Origin of the sequence: Streptomyces antnestii (assembly GCF_004005495.1) — a bacterium.
GTDB lineage: Bacteria > Actinomycetota > Actinomycetes > Streptomycetales > Streptomycetaceae > Streptomyces > Streptomyces antnestii.
Window position 1 is genome coordinate 376,524 of record NZ_RZYA01000003.1, and the last position, 16,917, is coordinate 393,440.

Annotated in this window: 14 protein-coding genes; 7 read left to right on the plus strand and 7 right to left on the minus strand. The window is 70.4% G+C overall.

What is annotated here, in order from left to right; translation table 11 throughout:
• Positions 1–240 (plus strand): DUF397 domain-containing protein, encoded by a 240-nt coding sequence (locus tag EOT10_RS09630; protein WP_127827672.1) that lies wholly within the window; start codon positions 1–3, stop codon positions 238–240.
• On the opposite strand, the gene EOT10_RS09635 is transcribed toward EOT10_RS09630, so the two are convergent.
• From EOT10_RS09635 to EOT10_RS09650, 4 genes are all read right to left on the minus strand, one after another.
• Positions 182–1,534, minus strand: coding sequence for an FG-GAP and VCBS repeat-containing protein (locus EOT10_RS09635; protein WP_127827673.1), 1,353 nt, complete (start codon positions 1,532–1,534; stop codon positions 182–184). The genes EOT10_RS09630 and EOT10_RS09635 overlap by 59 nt on opposite strands.
• 24 nt (positions 1,535–1,558) lie before the next feature.
• The gene (locus EOT10_RS09640; RefSeq protein ID WP_127827674.1) at positions 1,559–3,004 is read right to left on the minus strand and encodes an FG-GAP-like repeat-containing protein; all 1,446 of its coding nucleotides are present in this window, start codon (positions 3,002–3,004) and stop codon (positions 1,559–1,561) included.
• A gap of 85 nt (positions 3,005–3,089) precedes the next feature.
• Entirely contained in the window at positions 3,090–4,562 is a 1,473-nt protein-coding gene (locus tag EOT10_RS09645) for an FG-GAP-like repeat-containing protein (protein WP_127827675.1), read from the minus strand.
• Positions 4,563–4,859: 297 nt separating this feature from the next.
• Entirely contained in the window at positions 4,860–7,142 is a 2,283-nt protein-coding gene (locus EOT10_RS09650; RefSeq protein WP_127827676.1) for a (Fe-S)-binding protein, read from the minus strand.
• A 347-nt stretch (positions 7,143–7,489) separates the two neighbouring features.
• Between EOT10_RS09650 and EOT10_RS09655 the strand changes: the two genes are divergently transcribed.
• The 6 genes from EOT10_RS09655 (at position 7,490) to EOT10_RS09680 (ending at position 13,829) form a co-directional block, all read left to right on the plus strand.
• Positions 7,490–8,386, plus strand: a complete 897-nt coding sequence (locus EOT10_RS09655) for an NAD-dependent epimerase/dehydratase family protein (RefSeq protein ID WP_127827677.1) — start codon at positions 7,490–7,492, stop codon at positions 8,384–8,386.
• Positions 8,387–8,399: 13 nt separating this feature from the next.
• Positions 8,400–9,443 (plus strand): MraY family glycosyltransferase, encoded by a 1,044-nt coding sequence (locus EOT10_RS09660; protein WP_127827678.1) that lies wholly within the window; start codon positions 8,400–8,402, stop codon positions 9,441–9,443.
• A 132-nt stretch (positions 9,444–9,575) separates the two neighbouring features.
• Positions 9,576–11,426, plus strand: coding sequence for a molecular chaperone DnaK (gene dnaK, locus EOT10_RS09665; RefSeq protein ID WP_127827679.1), 1,851 nt, complete (start codon positions 9,576–9,578; stop codon positions 11,424–11,426).
• Positions 11,423–12,121: a nucleotide exchange factor GrpE gene (grpE, locus tag EOT10_RS09670; protein ID WP_127827680.1), complete on the plus strand. Its 699-nt coding sequence runs from the start codon at positions 11,423–11,425 to the stop codon at positions 12,119–12,121. Before dnaK ends, grpE begins: the two co-directional genes overlap by 4 nt.
• Positions 12,122–12,166: 45 nt before the next feature.
• Positions 12,167–13,357, plus strand: coding sequence for a molecular chaperone DnaJ (gene dnaJ, locus EOT10_RS09675; RefSeq protein WP_127827681.1), 1,191 nt, complete (start codon positions 12,167–12,169; stop codon positions 13,355–13,357).
• A gap of 4 nt (positions 13,358–13,361) precedes the next feature.
• Positions 13,362–13,829: a heat shock protein transcriptional repressor HspR gene (locus EOT10_RS09680; RefSeq protein ID WP_127827682.1), complete on the plus strand. Its 468-nt coding sequence runs from the start codon at positions 13,362–13,364 to the stop codon at positions 13,827–13,829.
• Positions 13,830–13,916: 87 nt separating this feature from the next.
• On the opposite strand, the gene EOT10_RS09685 is transcribed toward EOT10_RS09680, so the two are convergent.
• From EOT10_RS09685 to EOT10_RS09695, 3 genes are all read right to left on the minus strand, one after another.
• Positions 13,917–15,533: a fibronectin type III domain-containing protein gene (locus EOT10_RS09685; RefSeq protein WP_127827683.1), complete on the minus strand. Its 1,617-nt coding sequence runs from the start codon at positions 15,531–15,533 to the stop codon at positions 13,917–13,919.
• Between the two features lie 232 nt (positions 15,534–15,765).
• Complete coding sequence (locus EOT10_RS09690; protein ID WP_127827684.1) at positions 15,766–16,020, minus strand: hypothetical protein; 255 nt, start codon at positions 16,018–16,020, stop codon at positions 15,766–15,768.
• A 37-nt stretch (positions 16,021–16,057) separates the two neighbouring features.
• Entirely contained in the window at positions 16,058–16,912 is an 855-nt protein-coding gene (locus EOT10_RS09695) for a peptidoglycan-binding protein (protein ID WP_127827685.1), read from the minus strand.
• Between the last annotated feature and the right edge of the window lie 5 nt (positions 16,913–16,917).

Here is a 16,917-nt window from a genome sequence, read left to right on the forward strand (position 1 = left end):
ATGGCACCGGCTCTCGTGTGGCAGAAGTCCTCGTTCTCGGGCGACGAAGACGCCCCCAACTGCCTCGAACTCGCCACGCACGAAGGCGCCGCCCTCCTCAGGGAGAGCGACGCCCCGGGTGACGTACTCAGAACCCGGCCGCAGGCGCTGGCGGGGCTGATACGTCACGTGTGCGCTACCGCTACTGCAGGAAACCCTCGATCGGGACGTCGTTCGCCGGGATCGCGCCCGTCGTCGTGATGCCGGACGACGAACCGGGCAGGCGCAGGGATCCGGCCTGGCCCGTGAAGTAAAGGTCGGCCATGCCGTCGTGGTTCGTGTCGCGCAGCCGGACCAGCCAGCCGATGCCGTCGTCGGCCGTGAGGGCGCCGGGTACGCCGGGGCTGTTGCGGGCGAACCACTGGGACCCGGTCCCGGAGATCCCGCTCGCGCGGCCCTTGAGTACGTGGACGCCGCCCGCGTACGCCTTGCCGTCGATCTCCTCGCCGTACGCGCCGACGGCCAGGTCCTGGTAGCCGTCGCCGTTGACGTCGCCCGCGGAGAGGGACGAGCCGAACCAGTCGTCCGCCTCGGGGGTGCCGGCGACGCCGCTCGTCGCCTGGGTGATGCGGGAGCTGGTGCCGGGGCCTGTGGAGGAGCCGTACCAGAGGGAGACGCGGCCCTTGTAGCCGGAGTACATCGGGGAGCCGATGGCGATGTCGCCGTAGCCGTCCTTGTCGAAGTCGGCGATGATGCCGTCGCCGCCCCCCAGTTGGGACTGGACGCGGAGCGTCTTGCCCGAGGTCAGGGTGGAGCCGCCCTTGATGAACCAGGCGTCGGAGGCCCGGACACTCGGGGTGACCACGTCGCCGATGATGACGAGGTCCGTCTTGGAGTCGCCGTTCACCTTGCCCGCGATGAGGGCCGTGGAGTCGAACGCCGACGACGACTTGTCGAGGGTCGTCACGGAACCGGTCGTGCCGGACCGCGTGAAACCGCCCCGGTAGACATACGTCTTGCCGGCGTTGACGACTGCCAGGTCCTGCTTGCCGTCGCCGTTGAAGTCGCCGGTCGCCAGGTCGCCGCCCATGTAGCCGTACGACTGCTTGGGGGCCTTGTTCGCGAGGGCCGTGCCGCCGGACAGGCCGTTCTTGCCGCCCCACAGGATGGTGACCGCGCCCTGGTCCTTGCGGCCGTCGACGTCCTCGCCGCGGGCGGCGACGGCCAGGTCGCCATAGCCGTCGCCGTCGAGGTCCGCGGCGGCGCGGACCTCGCCGAACATGTCGTCCGCCTCGTCCGCGCCGTAGACGCCGGGGCTGGACTGGTCGATGTGCTGGGTCACGGTGCCGGGGCCGTTCGCCGTGCCGAAGGTGACGAGGATGCCGCCGCCCAGGTTGGGGCTCTCGTCGTAGGAGGCGTAGTCGCGGTAGCCGTCGCCGTTGAAATCGTCGCCGTACTTCGCCGCGGCCGCGGAGGCGGGGGCGGACGGCAGGGTGAGGGGGGTCAGGCCCGCGGCGACGAGTGCGGCCAGAGCAGTGGTGGTGCGTAGACGCATGGATGTCCTTGGAGGGAGAAGGGATCAAGGGGTGACTACGGAGGCCCAGTTGGTGTCCGTCGTGGTGGGCAGGCCCACCGATCCGGCCATCACGCTGTACGAGCTGCTGAGGCTCACGCCGGTGGACGTGCCCTTGAACACCCAGATGCCGCCGGTGGAGCGCGTGGCGCCGGGGGCGTACTCGCCGGGTGTGCCGACCACGAGGTCCGCACGGCCGTCCTTGGTGAGGTCGGCGAAGCGCACGGTCGTGCCGAAGGCGTCGCCGCGCTCAGCCGTGCCGGGGACGCCCGTCGAGTTCTGCGTGACGGCGAAGGAGCCCGCGCCGGTCGGTCCGTCGGGACCTCCCGGGACGATCACCACCTCGCCGGCCTGCCGGGCAGACCCGAGTGTCTCGCCGGGCGCGCCGACGGCGATGTCGCCGAAGCCGTCGTGGTTGATGTCGGCGACGCTCACGTCCGTGCCGAACGTGTCGTTGGACTCGGAGGTGCCGGGTACGCCGGGCGTGGACTGGTTGATGAGGATCGGCTGCGCCGCGGGGTCGATGCCCTGCGGGCCTCCCGGCCAGATGGAGATCTCGCCGCCCTGGTGGCCGGTGCCTTCCGCGGGCGTTCCGTCGACGGTCATGTCACCCGGGTCGCCGACGACGAGATCGCCGTACCCGTCACCGTTGACGTCTCCCACGGTGGCGTTGCTTCCGTCGGTGGGGAGAGGCTCGGTGTACGAGTTGTACGGCCGGTTCACGTACACCGCGCCTTCGGGGTGGTCGCCTACGGGGACCGAGATCTCGACCTCGTCGGAGTAGTTGTCGGAGAGCCGGCCTGTCACGAGTTTCGCGGCAGAAGGGCCTATGGCGCGCTGGGACTTGCTGTAGGCCTTGCCCGCGCGGGTGATGGGGCCCTGGAGGACCCAGACCGAGCAGCCGCCCGCGATGTGCACCGACGGGCGCGGGGCCGGTGACGCGGGGACTGTGGCGACGTCGACGCCATACGCGCAGCCGGACGGGTCCGAGCCGTAGGTGACGGGCAGGACGGTGCCGGAACCCAGCCCCTGCGCGCTGCCCCAGACGACGGTGACGGAGCCCTTGTTGAACGCGCCGTCCGAGTCCTCGTCCGGCGCTCCGACCACCAGGTCCGCGTAGCCGTCGAGGTCGAGGTCGGCCGAGGCCACCGATGCGCCGAAGTGGTCGGCGGTCTCGGGCGAACCGGGGATGCCGGTGGTCGCCTGGGTGATCAGTTTGCGCTTGGCGGCGGACGGCCCGGACGCGGTGCCGTAGAGCACGACCACGGCACCGGCCGCTTCGTGCCCGGACACGGTGGCCTGGGGTGCGGCTACCGCGAGGTCGCGGTAGCCGTCGCCGTTGAAGTCGCCGGAGAGGCCGGACGGTGCGGCGGACGCGGGGACTGTGGTCAGCGGGACGGTGAGCAGGCCCGTGGTCAGGGCCGTCGCCAGGAGGAGGGTGCGCTTGCGCATGGGTGGTCGCTCCAGGGGTGCGCGGGCGATGGGGAAGGGGCCCGCACCACAGAGTGGTGCGGGCCCGACACGACGTGTTGTGGCGCTAGTTCGCCGCGTTGCCGCCCAGTTCCGGGTAGCCGTCCGTCGAGACGGCGAGGGAGGTCGGGGAGAGGGAGCGGGCGCCCGTGGTGGTGATGTGGGTGCCGTCGGACGGGAGGTACGTGAGCGCGCCGTTGCCGGTGTTCTCGCCGAGCGCGCCGACCGTCAGGTCCGCCTTGCCGTCGCCGGTGACGTCGGTGAGCTTGACCTCGTTGCCGAAGTAGTCCTTGGTCTCGTCGGAGCCGGGGACGCCGGCCGTCGACTGGGCGAAGAACTGGCTGCCCGACTGGGTGTTGATGCCGCTCGGGGAGCCGTAGAGGACGGTCACGGAGCCGGTGTCCGTGACGCCGCCCAGGTCCTCGCCCCTGGCGCCGACGACCAGGTCCTGGTAACCGTCGCCGTTGATGTCGCCGAGCGACAGTTCGCCGCCGAAGGCATCACCGCGCTCGGAGCCGCCGGGCACGTTGCCGGTGTCCTGGGTGATGTCGGTGCCTCCGGCGGGGCCGCTCGCGGAGCCGTACGTGATGTTGACCTTGCCGCCGTCGGACGAACCGGGCACCGACGGGCTGCCGTCCTTGTTGGTGTCCCACTCCTCGCCGGTGACGATGTCGCCGAAGCCGTCGCGGTTGACGTCGCCGATGTCGGTGATGACACCCGGCCTCAGCTTCACCGCCGACGACGAGGTCAGACCGGACGCGCCGCCGGGAACGTAGTAGTTGGCGTTCCAGCCGTTCTGGCTGTCGGTCTCGAAGCCGTCGACCACGAGGTCGGTCGCGCCGTCGCCGTTCACGTCGCCCGCGGTGAGGTTGAGGGGGCCGGTGCCGCCGCCGGACTGGATCGGGGGCTTGATCGTGTAGCGGCCGCCCGAGGTGCCCGTCTTGGTGATGCCGCCCTTGTAGACGTAGATCGTGCTCGACGTGGAGCCGATCGCGAGGTCGTCCGTGCCGTCGCCGTCGAAGTCGCCCGCGGCGAGCGTCTCGCCCCACTTGTCGTGGGAGGAGACGGCCGGGTCCTTGATCGTCGTACCGCCGGTGAGGCCCGAGGTGGAGCCCCACAGGATGACGACGGTGCCGCCGTCGGTGTCGCCGGCCACGTCCTCCCACTGCGCGGAGACGGCCAGGTCGTCGAAACCGTCGTGGTTGAAGTCGCCGTAGGCGCTGGTCCAGCCGAAGCCGTCGTTGGTCTCGGCGGTGCCGGGGACGCCGGTGGTGTTCTGGCTGATCGTCTTGCGGGCGGCGGCGTTGATGCCGTTCGCCGAGCCGTACAGGGCGACGATCTGGCCGGCGCCCTTCTTGCCGCCGACGGTCGCCCAGCCGGCGGAGAACGCGACGTCGCCGTACCCGTCGTGGTTGAAGTCGGCCTCGTGGTGGTGGACGGAGTCGGCGGCGAGCGCCGCGCCCGTGGAGAGGGAGAGCAGGCCGCCCGTCAGCGCGGCCGCGGCGGCCGTTGCGAGGGCGGTGCGGAGGTGCTTGTGCATGCGGGATTCTCCTGCTGCATGCGGGGATGCCTGGCCGGCATCCGCGTCAATGGGGTGCGTTCCGCGGGCGTTTGCCGGGAGTTGTCCCGGGCGTCGCCCTGCGGTTGGCGAACAGGAGACTGCTTGTGGGGTCTGAGGGTTGTATGGGGGACGCATGTTTTTTGGGCTCACGCAGGCCCGTCAGGCCCGTCAGGGATCAGCGCAGCGTCGAGCCGAAGGCGACCGAGCCGTCCGGGTGAACGCGGCGGGCCCGCCCCCACGAAAGGGGCGGGCCCGCGACGACCAGATCGATCAGGACTACTGCACCGGTTCCGGCTCCGGCGCGTCCTCGGTCTCCTCGTCGCCCGCCGGGTCGACCGGCGTCTTGACGGAGTCGAGGAGGAGCTGCGCCACGTCCACGACGGTGACGGACTCCTTGGCCTGGCCGTCGTTCTTCTTGCCGTTGACCGAGTCGGTCAGCATGACGAGGCAGAACGGGCAGGCGGTGGACACGATGTCCGGGTTCAGGGACAGGGCCTCGTCGACGCGCTCGTTGTTGATGCGCTTGCCGATCCGCTCCTCCATCCACATCCGCGCGCCGCCGGCGCCGCAGCAGAAGCCGCGCTCCTTGTGGCGGTGCATCTCCTGCTGGCGCAGGCCCGGGACGGCGTCCATGATCTGGCGCGGGGGCGTGTAGATCTTGTTGTGACGGCCCAGGTAGCACGGGTCGTGGTACGTGATCAGGCCCTCGACCGGGGTCACCGGGATCAGCTTGCCCTCGTCGATGAGGTGCTGGAGCAGCTGGGTGTGGTGGATGACCTCGTAGTCGCCGCCGATCTGCGGGTACTCGTTGCCGATGGTGTTGAGGCAGTGCGGGCAGGTCGCGACGATCTTCTTCGCGGACTTCGGCTTCGCCGACTCGGGGACGACCTTGCCGTCGTCGTCGAGCTCCTCGCCGAACGCCATGTTCAGGGCCATGACGTTCTCCTGGCCGAGCTGCTGGAACAGCGGCTCGTTGCCCAGGCGGCGGGCGGAGTCACCGGTGCACTTCTCGTCGCCGCCCATGATCGCGAACTTGACGCCCGCCATGTGCAGCAGCTCCGCGAAGGCCTTGGTGGTCTTCTTCGCCCGGTCCTCCAGGGCGCCGGCGCAGCCGACCCAGTACAGGTACTCGACCTCGGTCAGGTCCTCGATGTCCTTGCCGACGACGGGGACCTCGAAGTCGAGCTCCTTGAGCCACTCGAGGCGCTGCTTCTTGGCGAGGCCCCAGGGGTTGCCCTTCTTCTCCAGGTTCTTGAGCATCGTGCCCGCCTCGGACGGGAACGAGGACTCGATCATCACCTGGTAGCGGCGCATGTCGACGATGTGGTCGATGTGCTCGATGTCGACCGGGCACTGCTCGACGCAAGCACCGCACGTGGTGCAGGACCACAGGACGTCCGGGTCGATGACGCCGTTCTCTTCGAGCGTGCCGATGAGGGGGCGCTCGGCCTCCGCGAGAGCGGCGGCGGGAACGTTCGCCAGCTGCTCCTCCGTCGCCTTCTCCTCGCCCTCCATCGTCTTGCCGCCACCGGCGAGCAGGTAGGGGGCCTTGGCGTGCGCGTTGTCGCGCAGCGACATGATCAGCAGCTTCGGGGACAGCGGCTTGCCCGTGTTCCAGGCCGGGCACTGCGACTGGCAGCGACCGCACTCGGTGCACGTGGAGAAGTCCAGCAGGCCCTTCCAGGAGAACTGCTCGACCTGGGAGACGCCGTAGACGTCGTCCTCGCCCGGGTCCTCGAAGTCGATCAGCTCGCCGCCCGACGTCATCGGCTGCAGCGCGCCGAGCGCCACCCCGCCGTCCGCCTCACGCTTGAACCAGATGTTCGGGAACGCGAGGAAGCGGTGCCAGGCGACACCCATGTCGGTCTTGAGGGCGACCGTGATCATCCAGATGAAGGAGGTCGCGATCTTCAGACCGGCGAAGAAGTAGGTGAGGTTCTGGAGCGTGGAGACGTCCAGGCCTTCGAGCGCGTGCACGACCGGGTACGAGATGAAGAACGACGCCTCGTAGCCGTCGACGTGGTGCTGGGCGCCCTCAAGGGCGTGCAGCATGAAGATGCAGACGCCGACGATGAGGATGACGGCCTCGACGAAGTACGCCTGGCCGAAGTTCGAGCCGGCGAAGCGGGACTTGCGGCCCGGCCGCGAGGGCAGGCTCAGCTGCCGGATGACGATCAGGACGAGGATGCCGAGCACCGTCATCGTGCCGATGAACTCGACGAAGACGTTGTACGGCGCCCATTCGCCGATGACCGGCAGGAGCCAGTCGGCCTTGAAGAGCTGGCCGATGGCGTTCACGATCGTCAGGAGCAGCGAGAAGAAGCCCACTGCCACGAACCAGTGCGCCACGCCGACGACGCCCCAGCGGTTCATCCGGGTGTGGCCGAGGAACTCCTTGGCCACGGTGACCGTGCGCTGCACGGGTTCGTCCGTACGGGTCCCGGCGGGGACGTTCTGACCGAGCCGCATGAAGCGGTAGATCTGCGCGATGGCTCGGGCGAACAGAGCCACGCCGACCACGATCAGGACCAGCGACACGATGATCGCGGCGAGTTGCATTTGGGGGCTCCTCGGGCCTGCGAGGTGGATGTATCCAGGGATTATTGAGGCATTACTAAGCGGTAACTTATTTCAGTCCATGCTGACACTACCGACTTGTGCGGCCGCACTGTAGCCAGCCGGGCGGTGATCTGTGTCGCTGAGGCCACCCTCAGGGTGCCGGTGGTCGACGGCGAAAGCGGATCGTGTTATTCGCCCCATATTGCGACATAAGCGAATAACTTATGAAGGTCTCCGGGCGGGCGTGGCCCTCCGCCGTCACCCCGACACCGCAGGAGTCACCCCGAACGCAGGTGTCATCCCGATACCGCAAGTGTCACCCCGAACCCGCACGAGAAGGGGCCGCCATGTCCACCACCTACCTGGTTACGGGCGGCGCGGGCGTCATCGGCTCGCATCTCGCCGACGCGCTGCTCGCCGCCGGGCACGGTGCCGTGATCCTCGACGACCTCTCCACCGGCGACCGCGCCCGTCTCGCCGACGCGTGGCCGTCGCCACGCCTGCGCTTCGTCCGAGGCTCGGCCCTCGACGAACGGCTCGTGGGCGAACTCCTGAGCCGCTGCGACGGGGCCGTCCATGCGGCCCATTCGGTTGACGTACGGGTACTCGCGGACGCGGCGCACCGGCTCGGGCGGCCCCTTCTCTCTGTGGGGGGCGGGGGAGCCGAGGGGCCCGGGGGTGCCGGGGGTCCCGGGGGCGCCGTGGGCCCGTCGGTCACCGGCGTCAGGATCTTCGGCGAGGTCGTCGGACCGCGCCGGGTGCCCGCGTACGGGGCCGTCCTCGGCGGGTTCGCCGCGCGGGCCGTCGCGGGTGAGGCGATCGGGGCGGTCGGGGTGGGCGAGGCGGCTGACGTGGTCGAGGTGGCCGGTGGCGGAGGCCCGCGGCGCCGGTTCACGCACGTGACGGACGTGGTCGACGCGCTCGTACGGCTGCTCGCCGCCGGGGGCGCCGCAGGGCGGGTACTCGACCTCGCCGGGACCGAGGGGGTGACGGACGCGGAACTCGCGGCCCTCGTCGCGCGCCGGGCAGACATGGGGGCCCCGCCCGACCCCACCTCCCCGCCGGACCCCACCTCCCCTCCCGCCACCGCCACCGCCGCCCTGAGCGAACTCACCGGCTGGGTGCCCCGCTTCACCCTCGACCGCCTCGTGGACGCGGCCCTCGCCGAGGCGCGCCGCGCCGCCTCCTCCCTCGTACCGGGCAGGCGGGCCGAGGAGCTCGCCCCGGTCCAACCACTGAGCTGACGGGACGTCCGCCGTGTTCTACGGGATCGCCGCCGCCGCGACCGCCCTCCTGGCGACCGCCGCCCTCACCGCCGTGTTGCGCCGCGTCGCCCTGCGGACGGGGGTCCCGGGGCGGCGCACGACCGGCCGCGCGGGCCGGCGGGTCCCGCGGCTCGGCGGGGTCGCCGTCGCCGTGGTGACGGCCGCCGTCACCGCGGCGGGCGCCTGCACCGGGCTCGCCCCGCTCGGCTCCGACGCGCTCACGCTGCTGCTCGCGGCGGGGGCGGTCGCCCTGTTCGGGTTCGTCGACGACGTACGGCCGCTGGGTGCGCGGCCCCGGATCGCGGTCGAGGCCGCGGCGGCGAGCGTCGTCGTGCACACGGCTCAACTCGGCTTCTTCGTAGGGGCGTTGGCGGTCCTGTGGATCGTGTTCGTGACCAACGCGGGCCGGCTCTTCGACTCCTTCGACGGGGTGTTCGGCACGGTCGCCGTGGTGACGGCGCTCGGTCTGAGCGGATGCGCCGCCGCCGAGGGGCTCGACGCGCCTGCCGCCGCGCTCGGGGTGCTCGCGGCGGCGCTCACCGGGTTCCTCGTGCACAACTGGTACCCGGCGCGGATCCGGCTCGGCAGCTGCGGCTCCCTGTTCACCGGCTTCCTCCTGGCGTCCGCCGCCGTCCTGGTGAACGCGGGCCACGAGGCGCTGCCGGGCGCCGGATCGCTGTTCGGTGCGACGCTGGTGGTGACCGCCGACCTGGTCCTGGTCACGGTGTCGCGGAAGCTGGCCGGGCGGCCCCTGTTCCGGGGCGGCGGCGACCACATCGCGCACCGGCTGCGCCGGCTCGGCCTCACCCCGCAGGGGGTCGCCGTGGTCCTCGGCGTTGCGTCGCTCGTGGGGACGGTGACCGGGGTGCTGCTGCACAGCGGGGCGGTGGGTCCCCTCGCGGCGCTCGGCCCGGTGGGCCTGGCGGTGCTGGGGGTCGTGGGGCTCCTGAGGGTGCCGGTGTACGGGGTGCGGGGTCAGCGGAGTCGTGGGCGCAAGGTCGTATCGGCGGCCGCGATTGACCTCGGAAGCTCCTGACCTGCGGTTTTATGTCGGTCTTCCATAAGGGCCACATAAAAGTTGAGTCGGATCGACTCAGCTCTGTTGACCGATCGGCGGACGTCGTGCATCCTTGAGCCTGTTCCACTCAAGTCAGCTGGAGGATTCACCATGGCACGTGCGGTCGGCATCGACCTGGGCACGACTAACTCTGTCGTCAGCGTTCTTGAAGGCGGCGAGCCCACCGTCATCACCAACGCCGAGGGCGCCAGGACCACGCCGTCCGTCGTCGCCTTCGCGAAGAACGGTGAGGTGCTGGTAGGCGAGGTAGCCAAGCGCCAGGCGGTCACCAACGTCGACAGGACGATCCGTTCGGTCAAGCGCCACATGGGCACTGACTGGAAGATCGAGATCGACGGCAAGAGCTTCAACCCGCAGCAGATGAGCGCCTTCATCCTGCAGAAGCTGAAGCGCGACGCCGAGGCGTACCTGGGCGAGAAGGTCGCGGACGCGGTCATCACCGTCCCGGCGTACTTCAACGACTCCGAGCGTCAGGCGACGAAGGAGGCCGGCGAGATCGCCGGTCTGAACGTCCTGCGTATCGTCAACGAGCCGACGGCCGCCGCCCTGGCGTACGGCCTCGACAAGGACGACCAGACGATCCTCGTCTTCGACCTCGGTGGCGGCACCTTCGACGTGTCCCTCCTGGAGATCGGCGACGGCGTCGTCGAGGTGAAGGCCACGAACGGCGACAACCACCTCGGTGGTGACGACTGGGACCAGCGCGTCGTCGACTACCTGGTCAAGCAGTTCAACAACGGTCACGGCGTGGACCTCTCCAAGGACAAGATGGCGCTCCAGCGCCTGCGCGAGGCGGCCGAGAAGGCCAAGATCGAGCTGTCCTCCTCCACGGAGACCACGATCAACCTGCCCTACATCACGGCGTCCGCCGAGGGCCCGCTGCACCTGGACGAGAAGCTCACGCGCGCCCAGTTCCAGCAGCTCACGTCCGACCTCCTGGAGCGCTGCAAGACGCCGTTCCACAACGTCATCAAGGACGCGGGCATCCAGCTCTCCGAGATCGACCACGTCGTTCTCGTCGGTGGCTCGACCCGTATGCCCGCCGTCGCGGAGCTCGTCAAGGAGCTGACCGGCGGCCAGGACGCCAACAAGGGTGTGAACCCGGACGAGGTCGTCGCCATCGGCGCCGCCCTGCAGGCCGGTGTCCTCAAGGGCGAGGTCAAGGACGTCCTGCTCCTCGACGTGACCCCGCTGTCCCTCGGCATCGAGACCAAGGGAGGGATCATGACGAAGCTCATCGAGCGCAACACCACGATCCCGACCAAGCGCTCCGAGATCTTCACGACGGCCGAGGACAACCAGCCGTCCGTGCAGATCCAGGTCTACCAGGGCGAGCGCGAGATCGCGGCGTACAACAAGAAGCTCGGGATGTTCGAGCTCACCGGTCTGCCGCCGGCCCCGCGTGGTGTCCCGCAGATCGAGGTCGCCTTCGACATCGACGCCAACGGCATCATGCACGTGACCGCGAAGGACCTGGGCACGGGCAAGGAGCAGAAGATGACCGTCACCGGCGGCTCCTCGCTGCCGAAGGACGAGGTCGACCGGATGCGCCAGGAGGCCGAGCAGTACGCGGACGAGGACCACCGTCGCCGCGAGGCCGCCGAGACGCGTAACCAGGGCGAGCAGCTCGTCTACCAGACGGAGAAGTTCCTCAAGGACAACGAGGACAAGGTCCCCGGTGACGTGAAGACCGAGGTCGAGGAGTCGCTCACCGAGCTGAAGGAGAAGCTCAAGGGCGAGGACACGGCCGAGATCCGCACCGCCACGGAGAAGGTCGCCGCCGTCTCGCAGAAGCTGGGCCAGGCCATGTACGCCGACGCCCAGGGCGCGCAGGCGGCCGGTGGCCCCGAGGGCGCCGCCCCGCAGGGTGACGCCAAGGCTGACGACGACGTCGTCGACGCCGAGATCGTCGACGAGGACCGCAAGGACGGTGCCGCGTGACGGAGGAGACCCCGGGCTTCGACGAGAACGAGAAGCCTGACGTCCCTTCCGGCGCCACCCCCGACGACGCCGAGCCGAAGGCCGCCGCCTCTTCCGCCAAGAAGGAGGGGGCGGCCCCGGCCGGGGACGCAGCAGCTTCAGACGGAGCCGCTTCGGCGGCTGCGAACGTAGGCCTGACGGCTCAGCTGGACCAGGTACGCATGGCGCTCGGTGAGCGCACGGCGGACCTCCAGCGGCTCCAGGCCGAGTACCAGAACTACCGTCGCCGGGTGGAGCGGGACCGGGTCACGGTCAAGGAGATCGCGGTCGCGGGCCTCCTGACCGAGCTCCTTCCCGTACTCGACGACATCGGCCGTGCCCGCGAGCACGGTGAGCTGGTCGGCGGCTTCAAGTCGGTCGCCGAGTCGCTCGAGATGGTGGCCGCCAAGATGGGGCTCCAGCAGTTCGGCAAGGAGGGCGAGCCCTTCGACCCGACGATCCACGAGGCCCTGATGCACTCGTACGCGCCGGACGTCACCGAGACGACCTGCGTGGCGATCCTGCAGCCGGGCTACCGGATCGGCGAGCGCACCATCCGCCCCGCGCGGGTGGCGGTGGCCGAGCCGCAGCCCGGGGCCCAGGCGGCCAAGGGCGAGTCCGACAAGGACGGCGGCGCGGCCGACGGCAAGGAGAACGGTGGCCCGGACGAGGGCTGACGTCAGTAAGCAGCGAGAGTTGCAGCGAGAGGAGGGACGTCGAGGATGAGCACGAAGGACTTCATCGAGAAGGACTACTACAAGGTCCTCGGCGTCCCCAAGGACGCCACCGACGCCGAGATCAAGAAGGCGTACCGCAAGCTCGCCCGGGAGAACCACCCCGACGCCAACAAGGGCAACCCCAAGGCGGAGGAGCGCTTCAAGGAGATCTCCGAGGCGAACGACGTCCTCGGTGACCCCAAGAAGCGCAAGGAGTACGACGAGGCGCGCACCCTGTTCGGCAACGGCGGCTACCGCCCGGGGCCGGGCGGGGCGGGCGGCGGCTCGTTCAACTTCGACCTGGGAGACCTCTTCGGAGGCGGCCCCCAGGGCGGGGCGCCGGGTGGTGCCGGCGGGTTCGGCGGCGGACTCGGGGACGTCTTCGGCGGCCTGTTCAACCGGGGCGGCGCGGGCACCGGCACGCGCACGCAGCCGCGCCGTGGCCAGGACATCGAGTCCGAGGTCACGCTCAGCTTCACCGAGGCGGTCGACGGGGCCACGGTCCCGCTCCGCATGTCCTCGCAGGCCCCCTGCAAGGCGTGCTCCGGCACCGGCGACAAGAACGGCACACCGCGCGTGTGCCCGACCTGCGTCGGCACCGGCCAGGTGTCGCGCGGCGGCGGTGGCGGTTTCTCGCTCACCGACCCGTGCGTGGACTGCAAGGGCCGCGGCCTGATCGCGGAGAACCCCTGCGAGGTCTGCAAGGGCTCGGGCCGCGCCAAGTCGTCGCGCACCATGCAGGTCCGTATCCCGGCCGGGGTCTCGGACAACCAGCGCATCCGGCTGCGCGGCAAGGGCGCACCGGGCGAGCGGGGCGGCCCGGCGGGCGACCTGTACGTGGTCGTGCACGTGGACGCCCACCCGGTCTTCGGCCGCAAGGGCGACAACCTCACGGTCACGGTGCCGGTCACCTACCCGGAGGCGGCGCTCGGCGGCGAGGTCAAGGTCCCCACGCTCGGCGGGCCCCCCGTCACCCTGAAGCTGCCCCCGGGCACGCCGAACGGGCGGACGATGCGGGCGCGCGGCAAGGGCGCGGTCCGCAAGGACGGCACCCGCGGCGACCTGCTCGTCACGGTGGAGGTCGCGGTTCCCACCGAACTGACCGACACCGCGAAGGACGCCCTGGAGGCGTACCGGAAGGCGACTGCGGACACCGATCCGCGGGCAGAACTGTTCCAGGCCGCGAAGGGAGCATGAGCGTATGGACGGCCGTCGACGACAGAGTTCCTTTGTTGGCCGGGCCTACGAGCTGACCGACGAGACTCCGGTCTACGTCATCTCGGTGGCCGCCCAGCTCAGCGGGCTGCATCCGCAGACCCTGCGCCAGTACGACCGTCTCGGCCTGGTCTCCCCGGACCGCACGGCGGGCCGCGGCCGGCGCTACTCGGCCCGCGACATCGAACTGCTGCGCACCGTCCAGCAGTTGTCGCAGGACGAGGGCATCAACCTCGCGGGCATCAAGCGCATCATCGAACTGGAGAACCAGGTCGCGGCGCTCCAGTCCCGCGTGGCGGAACTGTCCTCGGCGGTGGAGGGCGCGGCAGCGGCGATGCAGCAGCGCGAGGCGGCCGTCCACGCCTCGTACCGCCGGGACCTGGTCCCGTACCAGGAGGTCCAGCAGACGAGCGCGCTGGTGGTGTGGCGACCCAAGCGGTCGCAGGACCAGTAGGCGCATGCGCAACTGCCTGAAGGGGCCGGGAGGTTGAAGTGATTCAACCTCCCGGCCCCTTTGTCATGCGTGCTACTGGCTACCGGGTCAGGCGGTCGGGGTGACCGAGACCTCGGGGGACAGGTTCGACTCGACGCCGTCGGTGTTGAGCACGGTGACGACGTAGTAGTACGTGGTGCCGTTGGTCAGGCCGGTGTCGACGTAGCCGTCGCTCGTCGGGGCGAACACCGCCTCGGCGTTACCCGGCGTGACGCCGGGCGTGGTCGAGCGGTACAGGCGGTATCCGGCGAAGGGCGGCTCGTCGGTGCTGAAGCCCACTGCGTACCAGTTCAGCGTGGCCCGGCCGTCGCCCGCCTGGACATTCCAGAACGAGGTGGCGGGCGGCAGCTGGGGCGGACGCAGCTCCGGCAGCCGGGACGCGGAGGGCGTCGACAGGACCCCGTAACCGGACTCCGCCACCACGGCGTAGTAGTAGTCCTTCTCGTCGTCGGCGACGGTGCGGGAGAGGGAGGTTTCCGAGGTGACGGCGAATTCGTTCGCCGGAGAGGTCGTATCCACGGGTGTGGTCCTCGAGCGGTACACCCGGTACTGGGAGATGGGCACGTACGGGCTCTGCAGCCACTTCAGCGTCAGCTTGTCGCCCGCGACGTAGGCGACGTTGAGGTTGGGGGACGCCGGCACGGTGGTGGGACCGACCTGCTTGGTGGCGAGGACGGGTGCGGTACCGGCGGACTCGTTCCCGGTGCCGTCCACTCCCCGCACGAGATAGAAGTACCCGAGCCCGGCGTCCCCCGACGTGTCGCGGTAGGTGAGCGTGTTCGTGGAACCCACCTTCACGTTGGGGGCGCTGGAGGGAGAGGTCCCGCGGTAGACGTTGTACTTCACCGCGTCGGACCCGCCGTTGCGCCACGTCAGGGTGATCCCCTGCTCGTCCTGCTTCGCGACGGTCAGGTCCTGCGGGGAGAGCGGTGCGGTGGTGTCACGGGTGGCGCGGGCGAGATCGGAGAAGTCCGACAGGTTGCCGGCCGCGTCCACTGCACGCACCTTGTAGGCGTACGGCACGTCGGCCCATGCGCCGGTGTCGGCGTACGAGGTCGACTCCACGGTGGCGATGCGCGTGAACGCACCCGTCTCGCCGGTTTCTTCCGAAGCCCGGTACACCTCGCAGCGCGCCGCGTCCGAAACCTCGTTCCAGGCAAGGGAGTTGGCCTCGCTGCCGGACGATGCGGAGATCCACATCGGTCCGTCGGGCGCCAGCTGGTCCACGGTGGTGACATCGGCAGCCGTGCTGTAGGCCGACTCCTGCCCGGTCTTGTCGACGGCACGCACGGCGTAGGAGTAGGTGCCTCCGGTCGCCGGGGGCTTGTCGGAGTACGTGGTCGAGGCCGGCGACTCCGTGCTGCTGACGGCGGTGTAGCTGTCGGGGCCCTGCCCCTGCGGACGCCGGTAGACGCGGTAGCCCGCGACCTTCTTGCCGTCGCCCCTGACCCAGGTGATCTTGGCGGTCAGCGCGGCGGAGTCGTAGGAGGCGGTTGTGTCGACCGGGGCTGCGGGTGCGGTGGTGTCCGCGGCGGCCGCCGGGCTGCCGAGAGCGCCGGTGAGACCGGCGGCCAGGGCGAGCGAGGCGAGGACGCCGAGCAGGCGTACGCGTCTGAGGCGTCGTCCTTGAGGATGCCGGGAGGGATGCGGGGAAGCGTGAGGCACGGCTGACTGCCCTTTCCGTTGGCGGTGTGGGTGGCACACGATGCGTGGGGGGAAGGGGGTACAGACGCGGGGGGTGGGCGTGCTGTGAAGGCTCGGCAATGTATCCCCAACTTGCGTCACTGTCAGGCGAGGTGGGGGTCTGAGCGGTCTATGGCGGGAGTGGGCCGGGAGATTGGCGCGTATGTGTCTCCCGGCCCGTGTGTCATTTCGGTCCGGGCCTGCGGATGCCGCCTCAGCGCCCCAGCGACTGCCACACCGTGAGTGCGAGTGCCGTGCAGGACGTGGCCGCCGCCAGGGAGGGCAGCGGCCAGCGCGTGCGTTCCAGGGCGCCGATGCGTTCCTCGTGTTCGACGAGGGTCTTGTCGGTCTGGTCGGCGCGCTGGAGGAGGAGCGCCAAGTCACCCCGGGTGGTGGCGAATCCGACGTCGACGCTGCGCCTCAGCCGCTCCAGCTCGACGGCGACGCCTCCGGTGTCTATGGCCGTCATGCTCTGCCCTCCTTCGTCTGTCGTCGTCATCACCTCCTCAGGCGTGCGGCACGCGGAGCTTGTCCCAGCTGGTACGCCCCGGAATGCCGTCCGCCGCCGCCCCCACGTAGCCGAGCCGGCGCTGCCAGGCGGCGTACGAGAGGACGTCGGCCTCGCCCCACACGGGACCGGGGCCGACGCTGTACCGTCCGCAGCTCTCCGCGACGAGCCGGCGGCCGACGGCGGTGACGAGGTCGCTGCGGCGGCCCGGCACGAAGAACGCGGTGCCGGGGAAGTCGGCGTAAGCAGGGGCGGGCGCCGGTGCCGGGCGCAGCCCGAGTCTGGCCTCGACGCGCACCCGCATCCCCGCCATCGAGAACGACGGGTCGATCTTGCGCCGCGTCCACTCCTTGTGGCCGATGACGCTCGCCGCCGTCCAGCCGTGGGCGCGGCACAGGGCTGCGGAAACCCGTTCCACGGCGGCGAGTTGGGCCGACGGGTACGGGTCCTGTCCCGTTCCCAGGTTCTCGATCTCGAAGCCGTAGAAATGGGTGTTGCCGTCGACTGTGTCCGGGCCGGGCGGGGAGGGGGCGGTGCGCTCGGCGCGTACGGCGTCGTACACGGCCGCTGATCCGGCGCCCGCGTGGTTGGTGCGGCCGTAGCCGACCAGGTGCACCGTGCCGTCCTTGGCGATCAGGCCGATGCACAGCGGTCCGGGCAGTGCGGCGGTGCCGTCGCGGCAGAGGGTGAGGCTGTCGCGGCCGGCCGTGTGGTGCAGCATGACGCCGTTGACCGGGCCCCAGGGGCCCTTGTGATTGCGGTTGTGGGTCTGCCAGTCGGTGTGTTCGGAGAGGCGTACGCCCTCGCTGCGCAGGGCGCGGGCGAAGGCGTACGCGGTCAGGGGTGTGGCCATGGGCG

Coding starts and splice junctions, on each gene's coding strand:
- EOT10_RS09695 (WP_127827685.1), bottom strand. CDS start 16,912: ATGGCCACACCCCTGACCGCGTACGCCTTCGCCCGCGCCCTGCGCAGC.
- EOT10_RS09680 (WP_127827682.1), top strand. CDS start 13,362: ATGGACGGCCGTCGACGACAGAGTTCCTTTGTTGGCCGGGCCTACGAG.
- dnaJ (WP_127827681.1), top strand. CDS start 12,167: ATGAGCACGAAGGACTTCATCGAGAAGGACTACTACAAGGTCCTCGGC.
- EOT10_RS09690 (WP_127827684.1), bottom strand. CDS start 16,020: ATGACGGCCATAGACACCGGAGGCGTCGCCGTCGAGCTGGAGCGGCTG.
- EOT10_RS09640 (WP_127827674.1), bottom strand. CDS start 3,004: ATGCGCAAGCGCACCCTCCTCCTGGCGACGGCCCTGACCACGGGCCTG.
- EOT10_RS09655 (WP_127827677.1), top strand. CDS start 7,490: ATGTCCACCACCTACCTGGTTACGGGCGGCGCGGGCGTCATCGGCTCG.
- EOT10_RS09635 (WP_127827673.1), bottom strand. CDS start 1,534: ATGCGTCTACGCACCACCACTGCTCTGGCCGCACTCGTCGCCGCGGGC.
- EOT10_RS09630 (WP_127827672.1), top strand. CDS start 1: ATGGCACCGGCTCTCGTGTGGCAGAAGTCCTCGTTCTCGGGCGACGAA.
- EOT10_RS09650 (WP_127827676.1), bottom strand. CDS start 7,142: ATGCAACTCGCCGCGATCATCGTGTCGCTGGTCCTGATCGTGGTCGGC.
- dnaK (WP_127827679.1), top strand. CDS start 9,576: ATGGCACGTGCGGTCGGCATCGACCTGGGCACGACTAACTCTGTCGTC.
- EOT10_RS09645 (WP_127827675.1), bottom strand. CDS start 4,562: ATGCACAAGCACCTCCGCACCGCCCTCGCAACGGCCGCCGCGGCCGCG.